This window comes from Mesobacillus maritimus, assembly GCF_023715205.1.
Lineage (GTDB): Bacteria > Bacillota > Bacilli > Bacillales > Cytobacillaceae > Mesobacillus_B > Mesobacillus_B maritimus_C.
Genome location: NZ_JAMBNR010000002.1, coordinates 215,965 through 233,275 on the forward strand (window position 1 = coordinate 215,965; position 17,311 = coordinate 233,275).

Genomic DNA, 17,311 nt, shown 5'->3' on the forward strand with positions numbered 1-17,311 from the left:
TTTAGCAAATATGAAAAGTATTTGTTCTGTAACAAATATAAGGTGAATTTTAAGCGACATGATATCTATTCGTGCACATTTTATAAAAGAATGTACTTACGTTAACGGGTGTGCTTCTGAAAAGTGGCATAAAACGATTTGCATAAAGGGCAGGGACATGAGGGGGCAGACCTTATCCCAGTATATATTTTGGGGCTGCCCGCGAGTGTAGTAAAGCTTTACTACACTCGCGAACAGGGGCTAAAAGACAATCCATCGTATTTTCTCTCAATCTTTTCTATTTGTATTTTTCTGTAAAAAAAGATAGCAAATCGATTACAGAAAAGCTATTATAATACTTATCTAGGAGAAAAGTCTGATAAGAAGGCAGGGGCTATGGTGAAAAAATTTTTAACGGTAATTGTAATCCCTTTCATTTTGCAGCTGTTCGTTTCTTCCAATGCGCTGGCAGAGGAAGAGCAACCGAAGATTGAATGTGAAGCTTTTATTATCATGGAAGAAAGCAGCGGCAGGGTGTTATATGAAAAGAACGCGGATGTGCAGATGTATCCGGCAAGTTTAACAAAAGTGGCAACGGCCATTTATGCGATTGAAAACGCGAATCTCGAAGATGTGGTGACGGTTAGTGAACGTGCTCGAAACGCGGAAGGCACAAGAGTATATTTAGAAGAAGGAGAGCAGGTTCCGCTAAAAAAGCTTGTTCAAGGATTGCTGGTAAACTCGGGGAATGATGCGGGCGTTGCCATTGCGGAACATATTGATGGGTCCGTGGGAGAATTTGCGACACAGCTAAACCTCTATTTGAAAGAAATTGGGCTCAAAGATACTTATTTTAAAAATCCCCATGGGTTATTCGATCCTGACCATGTGACGACAGCGAAAGATTTAGCGAAAATCACACAATATGCGGTCAAGAATGAAGAGTTCCGCTCCATTTTTGGTATGAAAGAATTAAAATGGAAAGGAAAAGCTTGGGATACCACCATTTTTACGCATCATAAATTGATGAGAGAAAGGCCGTATGAAGGCGTGACAGGTGGGAAAACCGGCTATGTGGACGAATCGGGAAACACGTTAATTACGACAGCGAAAAGAGGAGATCTGTCTGTCATTGTTGTGGTATTAAAAGGAGATTCACAAAATACAGCATATAACGATACCGTCGAGCTGCTAGACTATGCCTTTGACAATTTTAAGTTAACCGAGATTCCAGCGGGGAAAGAGTTTAATCAAAATCAACATACATACACAACAACAGCAAGCTATTTTGTACCGCTTGCTCATGGTGAAGAAATTAACGAACAGGTCACAGAGGAAGGAAAGCTTAAAGTGACTGTTGAGAACCAAGACTTTCTGGCCACTCTCCCTCTAAAAGACGAATCAGCGGAAGTGGTATCAAGCCCACCAAAGGAAGTCGCAGCAACTAGTTTGCCAAAGGAAGAGGAAAAGTCCTCAAATCCTTTGAATCTATTGGTCATTTCAACCCTGATTTTTATTGGGATTGTGGTGATTTTTATCGTGAGTAGGAAATTTAGCAGGAATAAAAAGTCTAGGTCATTAGATAGGTAAGGCTTCATACGTTCATTTTTTGTTCCATTTATTTAGGTGGAATCAGTGATACCTTTTACATGATTTTTGACCAAACATTGGAGAAAAGCATTGATTTGATGCTTTTTTCTTTATTTTACGCAGTTACGTTTAATTAGGGTCAATTAACAGAAGAGCTAGCGCCCTACTGATTAGCTACTCCCTTTCCAATACCCATGAAAAAACCATGCATCAATTACTCCTACAGGAATACATGTAAAAGGTAGCTCCAATTTTGAGCTAATCTAATCCATTAGACTGATTTAAGCGGTTTGGACTGTTACCAGTGGGGGAGGGATGTGGATGAGGTTCACTAGTTTTAAGGGAATAGGAACAAAAGCTCATGGGATCATGGCTATGCATTATTCAAAAAATATGAAACTAGTTGTCGGCAGCTTGCTAAGTACGATGGCGGCCATCTTTCAATCTGCGGGATTATTTGGCGGAATTGGTTATGCGTTTAGTATGATGGCTACTGGACCGATTGTGCTCGTAACCGTTATTTCACTCCGTTTTGGTTTGTTATCGTATGCTGTCACGACATTGTTATTAATGATCCTTCAGCCTAGTGAAGTCCTGGTGTTTATGTTTACCACTGGCCTTCTTGGCATTTCGCTTGGAGTCGGATTTAAACTATTTCAAACTAGGTTAGTGGTTTCTCTAACAGGTGGAATGCTTCTTGCAACGGGCATTTTTCTTTTACTTTATTTATTTCAATTCCCTATATTAGGTCCTTCGATTTCAAGCCAGGTAAGTTTTACGGTTATAGGTGGAGTCTTGCTGTTTGCTTTGTTTTATAGCTGGATTTGGATGAAGCTAAGCAAGCTTGGGATGAAACATCTTAATAAATTCATGGTTAAAAAAGTTTTGCTCGATAAAGATGAATCGAGTTCAAGTTGAGGGGTGAAATCCTTCACCTTTTGTGTTGTGGGACATAGTGCCTGTCCCTCTGTCCTCATTGCTACGATTATGTAAGACGATATCGCATTCTCCATTCAATATGTGTTCACTCACTGATTCAAAATTGCATTTGCCTTGGCCATTATAGGAAATGGCAAAGATTCCATTTGCGACCGTCTCTTGGTACATGATGATTAAAGCCATTGGTAGAATGCTATAGGCGCTTATACTTAAGACGACTGTCCGGAAGCGATATTTTGCCAAGCTTATAACCAATAAGAAGATGGCGACAATAAACAAAAAAGATCCAATGATTCCGAGTGGAATATATCCCTCTTCGTTGCGAATTGGAAATGTCATGAAGGAAGAACGTATTCCTCTCATGTGATTGTCAGGAAACGGAAAAAATAGACACATGCAGATAATGAATAGAACAACGGAACCAATGAGGGCAATTTTATTTTTTATCATGGGACTCTCCTTTTTTTATGATTTTAACTGGCCATCTATATATTGAATTCTTTCAATCTACTAAGTTGCCTTCCTTGAAATAATTCCTTTCTCAAGATAAGAAAACCCTTCGTTTATCAACTCTCCAAATCCCTTAATATTCTATTTGTAGCGTAACACAATACCAATGAACAATAATACAAAATTTGGAATCAACGGCAAGCGCCTTGGATCAAAAATAGAATACTTGGGGTATTCCGAATTGACGAGGTTGTTTGGACAGGCACTATCCCAAATTTGGGTTTTAGACAGTGGGACAATGTCCCTGTGTCCCACGGATTTTATTTTTCAATTTATTCAAGGTCTTTTGTACAAAGTGTTTTGAATAAATATATGTAATAACGATTTTTGAGAAGTTGATTTTGTTTCTAATAGGAAGAAACTAAGTTGGAAATAGTAAACGGCCATTCTATTAGTAGAAGGCCAATCTTTCTTCCTGTAAAAAGAGACATACTCATTTGTTCATTTAAACAATCGAAAACGATGAAAAAACTTTTAGCGAGGGTGGGGAGGGGAATATGACATTTTTATCTGAGAAAAAAATTGGCGGGTTCATCGCGGTCCTCCTTGGAATTTTATCGTTATATGAAGCTTCTTTGCTGTACCCCTATAGTCGTCAATTATTGACAGGTGACCATACATTGCCTGGACTCATTGGAATTCTGCTTGTCTTATTTGGAATAAGCATGTTCGTTGAAAAACAAAAACCAAATAGAGTAGAGTTTCCGACCGGTAAGGTATTATACACCCTGGTTGCTACGATCATCATTCTATTCCTTTATTGTTTCCTCCTCACGGTGATTGGTTATGCTATAAGCACCTTCGCTGTTTCGTTCCTATTATTTAAGTTAATCGGAAAGAAACGGTGGATTGTGTCATTGATCATTGGCGGAGTGCTGACAGCAACTTTCTACTATTTATTCATTGTTTTGCTAAAAACGCCTTTTCCAAGTGGCATTCTTTTCTATTAGAAGGGGGGAATCTTTCGTGGAAACCATCATGTACCTCTTGAATGGCCTTAGTGAAGTGGTTACTCCTTACAATCTACTCATTATTTTGATTGGGTCGCTATTGGGAACCTTAGTTGGGGTACTTCCGGGACTTGGTCCAACGTCTGCCATTGCGGTGCTTTTACCAGTTACGACCTTTCTCGACCCTGCTCAAGGAATGATGATGATGGCCGGCATTTACTATGGAGCCATGTATGGAGGATCGACAACCGCTATTTTAATGAATATTCCTGGTGAGTCTTCCTCTGTTCCTGCCACATTGGATGGTTATCCACTTTCCCAGTTAGGTAAAGCCGGTACAGCACTAAGCATTGCAGCTATTGGATCTTTTATCGCGGGAATGATTGGATTAGTTGGGCTTGTTCTATTTGCACCCCTATTAGCGGATCAGGCGTTAAAATTTGGACCACCCGAATATTTTACGTTAATGTTAATTGCCCTTTTGGTTCTCTTTAATTTAACCGGATTTTCTTTAAGAAAATCCATCCTCATGGGCTTATTTGGGTTTTTAGTTTCATTAGTTGGGATTGGATTAACAACAGGTATGCCAAGATTTGACTTTGGATTTAGTTTCCTGAGTGGCGGGTTTGAGATGGTCAGTATCATTATTGGATTATTTGCCATTACAGAAGTATTAAAAGGGCTCGAAGAAAATCGTGCACAAACAAGGAAGCATTTTAAAATAAAGCGCCTTTATCCAAGCAAGAAAGATTTAAAACAAAGTGGCGCCCCCATTATTCGAGGGAGTTTGCTAGGATTTTTCCTCGGTATTCTACCAGGGATCTCCGCAACGATTACGTCTTTCTTATCGTACGACTTGGAAAAAAAGCTTTCCAAGCAACCTGAAAAGTTTGGGAAAGGGGCCATCGAAGGGGTCGCAGGTCCAGAATCAGCGAATAATGCGACAAGTTCTGGAGGATTTATCCCGTTGCTGTCACTAGGTATTCCCGCCTCCCCGCCATTAGCGGTTTTATTAGCCGCCCTCATGATCTATGGATTGACCCCTGGCCCTATGCTGTTTGAGCAAAACAGTCACATGGTCTGGATGATTATTGCCAGTATGTTTATCGGAAATATTATTCTATTAATCCTGAATTTACCGTTAGTTGGGCTATGGGCCAAACTGACGGAGGTTCCATTTGGGATCCTGGCTCCGATTATTTTATTAATCAGTATGATTGGAGCTTATTCGGTAAGAAACAGTATGTTTGATGTCGTTGTCGCGGTTCTTTTCGGAGTATTCGGCTATTTCTTCCACAAATTTCAATGGCCAATCATTCCTTTTATCCTATGTATCGTCCTCGGCCCCAAAATCGAAAGTTCTTTTATTCAATCAATGGAAATGTCCTCCGGTAACTTATTGATCTTTATTGAAAGACCGATTTCCTTAACGATTTTAGCGATTGCAGTCGTCTTTTTCATTTTATCAATCTTTCTCATGAAACGAACGAAAAAAAGGATTTTCCAAGAAACAGGGGAAGAGCAGGAATTTTCTTAGGAGGAACGGATAGGAGCAACTATAAAACAATCTTGTTCTAGGTGTAAGGCGTAGCATCGGACTTGTCGCCAATAGTGAGAAGGGAGCCAAAACGGCTTGACCTGAGGTTCTATCGACAAAATAAGCCTGCTTTTCAGGTAGTTATTTTTATCAGAATAAAATAGAAATTCGATACGAATAATCAAAAAAAAAAGCACAACAGGGAGGGTTTAAGGTGAAAAAGCTTTCTTATTTACTTTTGGGTTTAACATTGATGGCTGCGCTTTTTCTTACAGCTTGTTCCTCAAGTTCTACTTCAAAGTCTGAAAATGAAACACATTCTAAGCATGATGAGACGGCAACAGATTATCCCAAAAGACAAATTGAGCTCGTGGTTCCGTTTGCAGCCGGAGGTGGTGTGGATTTAGCAGCACGTGCGGTGGCCGAATACTTGAGCAAAGAGTGGGGGCAGCCGATTGTTGTCAACAATAAGCCAGGGGGAGGCGGAATGATCGGAGCACAATATGCTCTAAAAGAGGCAAAGGCGGATGGCTATACCGTTCTCGTAAACAATAACTCTTCAACAACGATGTTTGAAGCGGGGAATTCACAGACGACTCTTACGATTAAAGATAATGTCTTTGCTTCGAGGGTGGCTGAAGCGACAACGGCCTTTGCAGTAAAGGCGGATGCAGAGTGGGATAACTTGAAAGAATTGTCCGATTGGGCAAAGGAAAATCCCGACAAACTGACGTGGGCGAGTGTAGGGCCTGCGGGCTTTTCTTCCTTTGCAGTAGCCGAATGGTTGGATACGATTGGCGTTGATTTTCAAGATACCAAAATGGTTTCTTCAGAAGGAGCTTCCGATTCTACAGCAAAAGTAGCAGGGGGGCACGTGATTCTTGCTGTGCACAATGCAGGAGAGGTCGCACCTCTCGCCCAGGGAGGAAAAATAAAGGTTCTTGCGGTGTCATCTAAAGAACGTCATCCTTTATTCCCAGATGTGCCAACGGCCAAGGAGCAAGGATTTGAAGATTTAACTGTAAAATGGTGGACGGGATTATCTTTTGCAAAAGACACACCTCCAGAAATCGTTCAGAAATGGGATGAAGCCGTTGCGAAAATGGAAAAAGATCCTGAGTTTATAAAGCAGCTAGAAAAAATAAAACTAGAACCTTCCTATCTGAATTCTGCTGACTTTACAAAAAATGTCCAAGAGGAAAAGGATAGGTATTTAAAATTAGCGGAAGAGACAGGGATACGGAAGTAGCGATTTTGATCTTCGCTAGAGGATAATTTATGAACTTTCTTGATTCATCTACCGGGCCGCAATCCATATCCACATTGTCAGAATGGAGGCGAACAGTCTTGGAAACTGTTCGCCTGATTTGTGATTTCTCCTGCTCGTTGCTAGTGTGGAAATACTGCTTATGTGACTGATACCACTTATTTTTCTTCCCACTCGGGCAAATAGAGCTTTTCTATGTTACTGGAAGATCTTCCTGCTGCATTAAGGAAAGAGGATCCCGAATACCGAACAGGGAATCCGCTGCCATATAACCATTACTAAGGGAATGATGAGGAATAGAGTGTTAGAATCATTGAACTTCACTGCAATAAATGATCTGTCTTATAAAAGACGGGTCATTTTTGTATGATGAGTCGCCGCCGCTTTGGTTAAGTGAAAATCCAACGGTGCGATCCTAGAAATGAAAGCGGTCCAATGGTTCTTTGAATAATCTTAGCTCAGGACTCTGACGGAATATCTGCTTGGGATGGCCGTTATAACATGAGATCAATGAATCAATAGGTTACAGAAAAATAGAAGATTTCAGGGTGAAACCATCTGTAAAAAGAACAGGCAAGTATTGAAGCGTGTTTATAGGCAAAGGCTCAACAGATCTTTCATTAAGGGTGTTTTCGTAACGATGGTTGTTAAAATCTTAAAGCCGATTTTAACGTACAATCAGCCATTTGTGTGTTCGTTACTATGTTTGCTATCCCTTTTCTACTAATCTAAAAGGTCCTTTCCTGTGAAGATAAAGTGATTTCTCTTTATTTCATCTCGAAGAGCAACAAAGTTTGAGAAAAGAGCCTTCATGAATTATAGGCTTTGACATCAGGAACAACCACCTATCGAGAATCATATTTTGTTGAAGAGAGTATACGGAATATTGATCATTTCAGTTCGCAACCTTATATCATCATGTCTTCATTCTCTCTTGCCCGAAAAAAACAAATTTGAGGAGGATTAATATGCAAAATTTTCAACATGAGTTACAAAATTTAGAAATGGACCCCTACCAAATTGGTGAGTTAACACCAGTTTCTTATAGCGACGATCCACGCGTATTTGGTATCGGAATCGGTGGCTTTGGCCGTTGTGGAGGTTTTGGCCGTTGCGGAGGCTTTGGCCGTTGTGGAGGTTTCCATCGTTGTGGAGGTTTCCATCGTTGTGGAGGTTTTCACCGTTGCGGAGGATTTAGTTGTTTTAGTTGTTACAGTTGTTATGGTTGTTCTAGCTGTTTTAGCTGTTGGGGTTAGTCGTTCTTTACGAAAATTAGTGATTAATTGATAAAAAAGTGCCCCTTCATGACTGTATGAAGGGGCACTCCTTTTTGCTTTATCATATGGGACAAAGAAAACTACATAGAATGATAGTGCATAATCGGCGATGATTCGAAATAAGGAGGAGCGTAATGACAAAATTAGACTCGTCCATGCGTCTAAAAGTAAAGAGGGATACATTTTATTTACCTGACCCAGAAGGTGGTGTGTATTTTAGAAATAACGAAAACTCATTCCGCATAAAGGGAGGCACCATTTATCAGTGGATTGAAACACTGTTACCAATGTTCAACGGAGTGCAAACAATGGGTGAATTAACAGCGGGGTTAACAGCCTCCTATCGGAACAGAGTATATGAGATTGGAGAAACGCTGTTACAGAATGGCTTTGTACGAGATGTAAGTCAAGACCGACCTCATCAATTAAAGGATGAGATCATTGAAAAGTACGCTTCACAAATTGAATTTATTGAGAATTTTGTTGATTCTGGAGCCTTTCATTTTCAGGAATACCGCCAGGCTAACGTTCTAGTAGTAGGATCTGGTCCCATTCTCGTTTCGTTGATTCGTTCATTAATCGAATCGGGACTTCCAAAAATCAATTTTCTGGTAACGGAATCCATCCCTACAAATCGCCAACGGATAGATGAGTTCATGCAGAATGCCCGCAAAATCGACTCTGAGGTGGAGATTCAGGAGGTGCCTTTTGAAAATGGGGACGATAAAAGGTTTTGGAAACAAGCCGTAAGACCTTATAGTTACATTTTATATGCCTCGCAGGACGGGAATGTAGATGAACTAAGGGATCTTAATATCGTTTGCAAAGAGGAAGGGAAGGTATTGCTACCTGCCATTTGTTTAGGGCAAGTAGGGTTATCAGGTCCAATTGTTCATCCAGAATCAGATGGGTGTTGGGAGTCTGCATGGCGCCGACTTCATCAAACTGCCATTCAAACCGATCAGGAGCCGAACATGGTGTCTTCAACAACGGGGGCCATTCTGACAAATGTCATTGTATTTGAATTGTTCAAAAAGGTGACCGGAATTGTAGGATCCCCGAATCAAATTTATCTCCTTAATTCTGAAACTTTAGAAGGTGAATGGTTATCATTCATCCCTCACCCATTGGTAACGTCGACAAGTGTTGCGCCGAGATTGGTTGAAGACCTGGATATACGAATGAAACAGAACGAGAAACGAAACAACCCACCACATAGTCTATTGGATTATTTTAGTGACTTAACTTCTGAAGAGGTTGGAATTTTTCATACATGGGAGGAACGAAATTTGTCACAACTTCCTCTTGCACAGTGTTTTGTTCAAGCCGTTAATCCCATATCTGACGGACCAGCAGAACTTCTTCCGGAAGTCATTTGTACTGGATTATCACATGAGGAAGCAAAAAGAAATGCCGGACTAAGGGGCATTGAAATGTATGTGTCAAAATGGATCGATTTTTATGTTCGGAATCAGGATGATTCGATAAACGCTAAATTTACGGAGGGTACAATTGGCATCGGAGCAGGAGAAACCGCCGATGAGGCAATATGTCGGGGACTGCAGGCCTATTTAGATGAAAAATTGAGAAACCGAATGGATGATATGCAAGACGGCGTGATTGATTTGCAGCTAGGTTCCATTGAAGACCAGGCATGCAGAGTATATATTGATGCTCTTACTACCTTGAACGGCACACCGATCATCGATTTGAAAGAGGATATATTAGGTTTCCCTGTCATAAGTGTAAGAACGAATGGGAAAAGGATGACAAGTACAGGATTAAATTTAACACTTGCATTGCGAAATGCATTACAACAAGCACTTTTGAATACACAAAATCACCAACAAAATCCAATGGTAGTGGAAGATCAAACGAAGCCGGAAGTATTTCGTGAAAAGAAGGAATTCAAACTCTATATCCCCTCATGTGAGGATATGACCAGTTTGGAACTATTACAATCTTCCATGCAGGTCCTACACCAAAATGGCAAAGAATTACTCGTTTATGATCTTGCGTTCGAACCGTTTTTAAACGAAGAACTGGCAGGGGTGTTTGGTGTAGAGATTCGAGAGGAGGGATTATAATGGCTGCTCAAATTCTAGTGGATGGAAAGGGATTATTGGCGGATATTGTCTACCATCAATTAGCCGAAACCCATTCTCTAAACCGTCAAAGTATTTTAGAAGAGGTATCCGAAGAATTAGAATTCGTTCTAGTGCTTCATGATGCCTGGAATCCATCTTATTATCCAAAAGTGGAAAAAAGAATGCAGGCATTAGGGGTGCCGTGGCTTCGGGGGGGTGTTTCATTCGGAGAGGGAATCATTGGCCCATTGGTACGACCTGATACCACGGGGTGTACTTGCTGTGCTGATATTCGTCGTATTATCGCGGGTCCTGATCGTGAAGAAATGTGGAGGTTTCAGAAAAGTAGGGCAGAAGGGAAGAGTAATGTGCAGGACGCTTGGATATCCCATTCGGGATTATTTCAAATGGCAACATTGATCACAAATGAAGTACGGAGGGTTCTTCAAGGCGAATCCAGCAATTTAGAAGAAAAAATGTACATTACGAGCCTAAGAACACTATCGACCTCCAGTCATTTTTTCTTACCTGATCCAACATGTCCGATATGCAGTTCATTACCAAATGATACAGCAGAATTAGCTCAAATAAACTTGCAATCTAGTCCTAAAATAAATGGTGGGTATCGCAGTCGTTCAACGGAAGAATTAAAAACGGTGCTAGCCAAAGGTTTCCTGGATTCTCGTACGGGGCTCATGAATGGGAAAATGCAGGATTTGAGACTGCCGTTTGCTGATGTTTTAGTGAACATGCCTCTCTTTGGAGGGAATGAGGGAGTAGCAGGCCGGACGAATTCTTATGAAATCAGTGAGTTGACGGCCATTTTGGAAGGCTTAGAGCGATATTGCGGAATCAAGCCTAGAGGAAAAAGGACCGTCGTTCATGAGAGTTATAATCAATTACAAGAAATAGCCCTAAATCCCACAAGTATAGGTGTTCATGAAAAGGATCAATATGAAAAGCCTGATTTTCCGTTCAAAAAGTTTCATCCTGAAACCCCAATGAACTGGGTCTGGGGTTACTCATTTTTACAAGAACGTCCAATTTTGGTTCCAGAGTTACTTGCCTATTATAGTGTAAGTTGTGGGGAGGGCTTTGTCTACGAAACATCGAATGGATGTGCATTAGGGGGGAGTTTAGAGGAAGCCATTTTCCATGGGATTATGGAGGTCGTCGAACGAGATTCGTTTTTGTTAACCTGGTATGCTAGACTTCCTCTCCCACGGCTTGATCTTCGTTCGGCAAACGATAAAGAATTACAACTGATGGTGGACCGTATTCGTGATGTGGCCGACCATGACCTTTATTTTTACAATTCGACAATGGAACATGGAATCCCGAGCGTTTGGGCAGTGGCAAAAAACAGAAGATCCAAAGGCGTCAACCTCATTTGTGCTGCTGGTGCAAACCCAGATCCGATCAGGGCTGTAAAAAGCACGATATTCGAGCTAGCGGGAATGATGTTTAGGGATGATGAAAAAATAGAGTCAAACAGACTGACCTATGAAAGGATGCTGCAAGACCCATTCGCAGTCCGTAACATGGAGGATCATGGTATGTTATACGGCCTGCGAGAAGCAGAGGAACGACTGAATTTTATCTTAAAGGATCATGGTCCATTACGTACGTTTGCCGAGGAATTCAAAGAACCACCGTCCCATAATGATTTGAAGGATGATCTTGAAGAGGTTCTTCAGAGATTCCGCGATTTAAATCTTGATGTCATTGTTGTTGACCAGTCTGCACCGATAACCAAACGAAATGGATTATTCTGTGTAAAGGTCATCATTCCTGGAATGCTACCGATGACATTTGGACATCACCTTACTCGTGTGAAAGGGTTGGAAAGGGTACTTACGGTACCGACGCAGTTAGGGTATGCGAAGGAACCGTTAACGTATGAAGAGCTAAATCCATATCCCCATCCGTTCCCATAATTTCAAAGAGTAGGAGGATAAAGATATGGACCTTGACTATTTTCTATATCAACTGCATTTTGATACGGATAACATCTATCCGCCGGATTGGCAGGTTGATTGGGAAGATGCACCACTTCCTTATAAGCTATATCGTGACTTGCCAGCGGTGCCACTTTCCGCAGAAGTTCCGTTCACACTGGAAAAACTGGAAGAAACCCCTCATTTAGAAGAACTGGGGCATTTTTTATGGTATATATACGGGCTCACTCAATACTCTCAATCTCCCATAATCGATGAATCGGTGGAAAAAACCATCAGCTTTACTGGGTCGCTACGAAGATTTGTACCCTCTGGAGGGGCGCTCTATCCGAATGAACTATATGTATATATCAAGCTAGATGAAGTTCCGAATGGAATTTACCATTATGATGTGGCTCATCACCGTCTAATTTTGTTACGTGAAGGAAATTTTGACTCCTACTTAACTAGAAGTCTTGCGCATACTCTTCCTGTTTCAGAATGTTTTTGCACTCTTTTTGTCTCGACCGTTTTTTGGAAAAATTTTTATAAATACAATAACTTTTCCTACAGGCTCCAAGGGTTAGATGCTGGTGTCCTTATTGGGCAAACATTAGAAGTGGCCAATCAGATGGGGTTCTCCCCAAAGGTTTGTTATCAATTTCTTGATCGACCGATGAATCATTTGCTTGGGTTATCGCAGCAGGAGGAAAGTGTGTATGCGGTGATCCCAATCAGGATGAATCCAGCTATTCTATGTGATGACAGACAGCAAAATAGAGCAGAAACGGTATCAGCATCTGAGCTTTGTCGGGAAGTTCCCGTGTTGAATCATGTTTCCTATAATCGTTCAAAGAGAGTCCTTGATTTTCCGATGCTAAGAAAACTAAATGAAGCATCGATGTTTGAAACTACACAGGCATTTGTGAAATTAATGAAAAAGGATGATCAGAAACTTCCTTTTGATACGGAGATGGTCTTGCTCCCATTTACGGAGGGCTTTTCGTACGACTTCGCAACTGTTTGCCGAAAACGGTATTCACCTGATCTTGATTTTACTTTAGGAGGAGTGAGCCAAACCCAATTATCGACTTTATTAAAAGAGCTCTATTCTTTCTCGTATCAAAATGACCTTGACGATACACAAGGACAGATTGAGACTCGTGTTTCTTTATTTGGAAGTTTATATCAGGTAGAGGGGATTCCGAATGGTGCTTATTCTTATGACAATGGCACTCATGGTATCCGGAGAATAACCGAAGGGGATTACCGAGAGTTTTTACAATCTGGATTAACCATGCCCAATGTGAATTTGTATCAAGTTCCACTTTGTATGCATTTGGTTGGGGACGTGGAACACCTCAAAGAGAGCTTGGGATATAGAGGATACCGTATTCAACAGATGGAGGCGGGTATTCTCGTCCAACGTCTGCTCTTAGTGGCGGGTGCATTAGGAATGGGGGGCCATCCATTGTTAGGATTCGATTCGACCCAATGCGATGAACTTTATAGAATCCATTCAAAAGGAAAAACCAGTTTGATCCAAATTCCAGTCGGACCATACCGTCCACGCGCCTGGTTACGAGGGAGTTTACTTAGCTAGGCAAGGGTCACGCATTGGTTTTCATATAAGAATAGTGGTTTAATCGGTACTGAACTTGAGCGAGAACGATAAAAGCAGGAAAATCCCGCCTCCTTTATGCCGTCTTTAAACCCAATTTGCATGAAGGAGGGGAGATTGTTCAGAGTTATTTGTGAATAACCACACTAGTACCGATCGGGACTCTTGAAGATAAGTCGAGAACATCCCGATTATACATTCGAATACATCCATGGGAGACATTCTTGCCAATCGATGAAGGATTATTTGTCCCGTGTATCCCATAATGAGGTTTTGACAAACCCATCCAAAGCACTCCAAATGGGCCTCCCGGATGTGGCTGTTTATTAATAATGGTATAGGTCCCAAACGGGGATGGTGACAATATTTTTCCAACTGCAATCGGATACGTTTTTAAAAGGTTGTTTCCATCAAAAAGTTTTAATTGGTGTTTTAATGTAGATACGTTAATCCATTTCACCATAAATAATTCACTCCGCTTTTTGACTAGTTTATGAAGGGAATGAATGTTAGGTACCAGAGATATCTGAACAGATTAAAATGAGGAGGCAAGGAAAAAAGCTGGATGCATGAGTAAAACCAAGCGAAGATCTTATGACTTTATAATTGGCAATCGGAAATCATTGTTTGCGGTTGCACCTGGAGTTGGGACTTCGAATATTCCAGAATCGGTTCTGTCTGATTTAAGATAAAGGGTCGAAGAATCGAGCAACAAGGTTTTGATCGGCGAAAGAAGTTGGCTAAAAGGATGAGAATAAGAGGCAAAAACCGATTGTTTTCTATCAGGCAGTCGGTTTTTTTTATTTTATCTACTAATCTATGAAAATTTCGTACCATTGATTAACATGAAACCAAATAAATGAATAGCCAATCCTTTTCAAAAGAATCATAACTTAATGGGCCTGTCCCCTTGTTCCACCAGGACAAGGCCCTTTCCCACTTAGCGAATAAAATAACGGCCTAAAAGATTGCCGACTAGGAAAACAAGGATCATGATCAGGCTAATTGGAAGACTGGTGAAGATCAAGTGCCAGTCCAAATGCCCATAGTCGACTAAAAAAGAATAGGTAACAAGGCAGTAAGGAATGAGGAGGAACAATGACGTTAAGATGCCAGGCGTGTAGGCTCTGAACATAATCGTTTGAACAATATGCATGAATGCCTGCAAAACAAATAAATTAAGTATGGCTGTAAATAAAAGAAAACCTCCCCCGTTAGGTGAAATATGGGCGGTCATCACTGTGGTGAAGGAGATAAACAGTAAAATCCATGAAGCCGAAACAGCAAGCTGGGCAGCAGTTGAACCAAGGTTTTCTCTCATTTTTAATGTTCGTTCGACGAAGTTCGTTTTCGGATAGTTGTCTCTTGCGGCCATGGAAGATTCAATGGTTATGATTTCTTCTAAATCATGGAAAATAAAAATGATGGGAAACAACCAAATTAATGTTTTGAGATCCAAAAATTGGTGGAGCGCCTCTAGCATCGTTTGTCTCCCTCCTTGGTAAGATTTCGTTTTTTCCTAGTTGCGGTTTGTTCATTTTATGGGACAGGATCTAAGAATATGCCAAAGGCCACTCCAGAGACTTTTTGAATACATCTATCCTTCATTAAAATCCTTGTGTGACTTACCTGTTAGGAGCTGCCCACCGGCTAATTTTTGATAATGGGCTAGGGAAAGCAATGGAAATACATATTCATAACAATGATAATGGATATAAAAGGCTCCTGCCATCCCCCTTCCTTTTGGGTAGGTCGTCGTCCAATCTTTTTCCTTCTTATCTACTAAAAAAGCGACCCCAGTTTCAATTTCAGGCGTAACTACAGTTGCGGCCGAAATGAGTGTGTCTAGGGCCCAAGCGGTATGAGTGCGGGTACTTTCGCCCAACGGCACATACGTATTTTTGATATCACTTTTACAGGATTCTCCCCAACCCCCATCGGGATTCTGAATGTTCCGCAACCAAGATAGAGCGTTTTGAATCGCTGGATGATTCTTGGAAACCCCAACTGCAATCATTCCCGTTACAGCGGCCCATGTGCCATAAATATACATGCCCCAACGCCCGACCCAGGAACCATCTGAATTTTGATGTCGCAACAGCCACTGAATTCCACTTTTCACCATCGGATGGTGGTGGTCCAAATGGGTAAAGTTTCCGAAGAACTCTAAAGTTCTTCCTGTTAAATCAGCCGTCGACGGATCAATCAATAAATCATTTCCACCCTCTATCGGTAATAATGTCAGCACTTTCTTATCCACATTCTTTTCGAACGCTGGCCAGCCTCCGTCATTGTTTTGCATGGAAATGAGCCAGTTTATACCACGATCCCATGCCTGCCGGGAATCTACTTGCTCTGTGGCCAAAGTACGTAACGCCCTCAGTGCAGCGGTTGTGTCGTCAATATCTGGGTGGATTGTGTTCATGTCCGCAAACCCCCAAGCTCCCGGTAAAAGGTTCGGTTCATGAATGACCCAATCCCCGTATTTGAGATGCTGACGAGAGAGAATATAATGATTTGCCTTTTGAATATTGTTGGAAGAATAGGGGACTCCAGATTCTTGCAAAGCATAATTAATTAAAGCCGTATTCCAGACCGTAGCCGTCGTATATTGGCAATGAAGTTCTCCGTCAATCCAGCTGGTCATCGCTTTTAAACCTTGCACAGCACGAGTAATCACCGGATGTGTATGATGATAGCCCCTCGCCAGTAAGGCATAAATCATTAAAGTAGTCGAGCTGAAATAATTACAAAAGGTGCCGTCCGGTTCGATTCGGTCTAGCATATATTTTTCGGCACGATATAATGATAATTCGCGAAGGTTTCCATGGTATTTCAGCCACTGAATCCCCTGTTTTATCAATTTGGTCACTGATCGAGCCTCTTCTGCTTGATCCTCTGTAAAAAAGCGAACCTGTTTTTTTTGAAACAAATCAGAGAGATTGGGCGAACGGTGCGTTCGTTTACGAAAATTCGAATTAGCGAGAATTAAAAAAGGGACAATGTTCGTTCTTCCGTACACGGAGAGGTCAAAAAGATTGATTGGAAAGGAGTCTGGTAAAAGCATCACTTCAATATTAATGGGGAAGTGCGGCCACGCACATTGTCCTGTGATGGCCAACATGATTTTCAAAAACAGATGGACTTCCGTGGCTCCTCCGTTGTCCAAAATAAACTGCCTGGCTGCCTGCATTTCCGGGTCTTTTCGGTCCCGGTAACTAGAATACAGAAGGGCATAATAAGCTTCCACAGTGGTTGTCAGATTTCCTTTTTCCTCATCATGAAACAACTTCCATGATCCATCTTCCTGCTGTTTTCCGGCGATCCGTTTTACCAATTCTTTTATGAATTCTTCATCATTTATCTCCAATGTCCGTAATAAAATAATCATACTACAGTCCGTTGAAATCCCGGTCTCGAAAGGATAACGCCAGGCACCGTCCTCTGATTGGTCCTGGACGAGTTGATTCGCGATTCTGTTCATTTCCTTATATACCCGATGCTGCATGCTCCCCATCCTCTCCCAAAGATTCATCTTTGTATTCATATTCCGTGAGCAAATTGAATATTCATTCCTTTGATGAGGATGACCGATACACTAAAAAATGAACTTTGAA

At 41.3% G+C, this 17,311-nt stretch carries 14 protein-coding genes; 10 read left to right on the forward strand and 4 right to left on the reverse strand.

All coding sequences use genetic code 11. From position 1 onward, the window contains the following. The first annotated feature begins 375 nt into the window (after positions 1-375). Together M3182_RS03465 and M3182_RS03470 are read left to right on the forward strand one after the other, a co-directional pair. Positions 376-1,569 (forward strand): D-alanyl-D-alanine carboxypeptidase family protein, encoded by a 1,194-nt coding sequence (locus M3182_RS03465; RefSeq protein WP_251435034.1) that lies wholly within the window; start codon positions 376-378, stop codon positions 1,567-1,569. 321 nt (positions 1,570-1,890) lie between these two features. Further along, positions 1,891-2,487 (forward strand): hypothetical protein, encoded by a 597-nt coding sequence (locus M3182_RS03470; protein ID WP_251556431.1) that lies wholly within the window; start codon positions 1,891-1,893, stop codon positions 2,485-2,487. Here the strand turns inward: M3182_RS03470 and M3182_RS03475 are convergent. Continuing rightward, complete coding sequence (locus M3182_RS03475; RefSeq protein ID WP_251556432.1) at positions 2,479-2,958, reverse strand: hypothetical protein; 480 nt, start codon at positions 2,956-2,958, stop codon at positions 2,479-2,481. The two genes, M3182_RS03470 and M3182_RS03475, sit on opposite strands and share 9 nt — an antisense overlap. A 557-nt stretch (positions 2,959-3,515) precedes the next feature. On the opposite strand from M3182_RS03475, the gene M3182_RS03480 reads away from it, so the two are divergent. The 7 genes from M3182_RS03480 to M3182_RS03510 all read left to right on the forward strand — a co-directional run bounded on the left by M3182_RS03480 (position 3,516) and on the right by M3182_RS03510 (position 13,676). Beyond that, positions 3,516-3,968, forward strand: coding sequence for a tripartite tricarboxylate transporter TctB family protein (locus tag M3182_RS03480; RefSeq protein WP_251435042.1), 453 nt, complete (start codon positions 3,516-3,518; stop codon positions 3,966-3,968). A 16-nt stretch (positions 3,969-3,984) separates the two neighbouring features. Then, positions 3,985-5,505 (forward strand): tripartite tricarboxylate transporter permease, encoded by a 1,521-nt coding sequence (locus M3182_RS03485; protein ID WP_432806683.1) that lies wholly within the window; start codon positions 3,985-3,987, stop codon positions 5,503-5,505. A 214-nt stretch (positions 5,506-5,719) separates the two neighbouring features. Next, complete coding sequence (locus tag M3182_RS03490) at positions 5,720-6,754, forward strand: tripartite tricarboxylate transporter substrate binding protein (protein ID WP_251556434.1); 1,035 nt, start codon at positions 5,720-5,722, stop codon at positions 6,752-6,754. A 1,022-nt stretch (positions 6,755-7,776) separates the two neighbouring features. After that, positions 7,777-8,028 carry a hypothetical protein gene (locus M3182_RS03495; RefSeq protein WP_349775418.1) on the forward strand — a complete coding sequence of 84 codons (252 nt, stop codon included), beginning with the start codon at positions 7,777-7,779 and terminating at the stop codon, positions 8,026-8,028. 155 nt (positions 8,029-8,183) lie between these two features. After that, positions 8,184-10,136, forward strand: coding sequence for a putative thiazole-containing bacteriocin maturation protein (locus tag M3182_RS03500; protein ID WP_251556446.1), 1,953 nt, complete (start codon positions 8,184-8,186; stop codon positions 10,134-10,136). Next, positions 10,136-12,073 (forward strand): TOMM precursor leader peptide-binding protein, encoded by a 1,938-nt coding sequence (locus M3182_RS03505; protein ID WP_251556452.1) that lies wholly within the window; start codon positions 10,136-10,138, stop codon positions 12,071-12,073. Before M3182_RS03500 ends, M3182_RS03505 begins: the two co-directional genes overlap by 1 nt. A 25-nt stretch (positions 12,074-12,098) precedes the next feature. After that, positions 12,099-13,676, forward strand: coding sequence for a SagB family peptide dehydrogenase (locus M3182_RS03510; RefSeq protein WP_251556459.1), 1,578 nt, complete (start codon positions 12,099-12,101; stop codon positions 13,674-13,676). A gap of 145 nt (positions 13,677-13,821) precedes the next feature. On the opposite strand, the gene M3182_RS03515 is transcribed toward M3182_RS03510, so the two are convergent. Beyond that, a complete protein-coding gene (locus M3182_RS03515; RefSeq protein ID WP_251435059.1) occupies positions 13,822-14,157 on the reverse strand; it encodes a L,D-transpeptidase in 336 nt (111 codons plus the stop codon). A 106-nt stretch (positions 14,158-14,263) separates the two neighbouring features. Between M3182_RS03515 and M3182_RS26095 the strand changes: the two genes are divergently transcribed. After that, positions 14,264-14,386 carry a hypothetical protein gene (locus tag M3182_RS26095; protein WP_285866904.1) on the forward strand — a complete coding sequence of 41 codons (123 nt, stop codon included), beginning with the start codon at positions 14,264-14,266 and terminating at the stop codon, positions 14,384-14,386. Positions 14,387-14,634: 248 nt separating this feature from the next. On the opposite strand, the gene M3182_RS03520 is transcribed toward M3182_RS26095, so the two are convergent. Together M3182_RS03520 and shc are read right to left on the reverse strand one after the other, a co-directional pair. After that, entirely contained in the window at positions 14,635-15,177 is a 543-nt protein-coding gene (locus tag M3182_RS03520; RefSeq protein ID WP_251556460.1) for an HXXEE domain-containing protein, read from the reverse strand. Positions 15,178-15,291: 114 nt separating this feature from the next. Continuing rightward, positions 15,292-17,202: a squalene--hopene cyclase gene (gene shc, locus M3182_RS03525; protein WP_251556472.1), complete on the reverse strand. Its 1,911-nt coding sequence runs from the start codon at positions 17,200-17,202 to the stop codon at positions 15,292-15,294. Positions 17,203-17,311 lie beyond the last annotated feature (109 nt).

Coding starts and splice junctions, on each gene's coding strand:
- M3182_RS26095 (WP_285866904.1), top strand. CDS start 14,264: ATGAGTAAAACCAAGCGAAGATCTTATGACTTTATAATTGGCAATCGG.
- M3182_RS03505 (WP_251556452.1), top strand. CDS start 10,136: ATGGCTGCTCAAATTCTAGTGGATGGAAAGGGATTATTGGCGGATATT.
- M3182_RS03470 (WP_251556431.1), top strand. CDS start 1,891: ATGAGGTTCACTAGTTTTAAGGGAATAGGAACAAAAGCTCATGGGATC.
- M3182_RS03480 (WP_251435042.1), top strand. CDS start 3,516: ATGACATTTTTATCTGAGAAAAAAATTGGCGGGTTCATCGCGGTCCTC.
- M3182_RS03500 (WP_251556446.1), top strand. CDS start 8,184: ATGACAAAATTAGACTCGTCCATGCGTCTAAAAGTAAAGAGGGATACA.
- M3182_RS03510 (WP_251556459.1), top strand. CDS start 12,099: ATGGACCTTGACTATTTTCTATATCAACTGCATTTTGATACGGATAAC.
- shc (WP_251556472.1), bottom strand. CDS start 17,202: ATGCAGCATCGGGTATATAAGGAAATGAACAGAATCGCGAATCAACTC.
- M3182_RS03515 (WP_251435059.1), bottom strand. CDS start 14,157: ATGGTGAAATGGATTAACGTATCTACATTAAAACACCAATTAAAACTT.
- M3182_RS03465 (WP_251435034.1), top strand. CDS start 376: ATGGTGAAAAAATTTTTAACGGTAATTGTAATCCCTTTCATTTTGCAG.
- M3182_RS03475 (WP_251556432.1), bottom strand. CDS start 2,958: ATGATAAAAAATAAAATTGCCCTCATTGGTTCCGTTGTTCTATTCATT.
- M3182_RS03520 (WP_251556460.1), bottom strand. CDS start 15,177: ATGCTAGAGGCGCTCCACCAATTTTTGGATCTCAAAACATTAATTTGG.
- M3182_RS03495 (WP_349775418.1), top strand. CDS start 7,777: ATGGACCCCTACCAAATTGGTGAGTTAACACCAGTTTCTTATAGCGAC.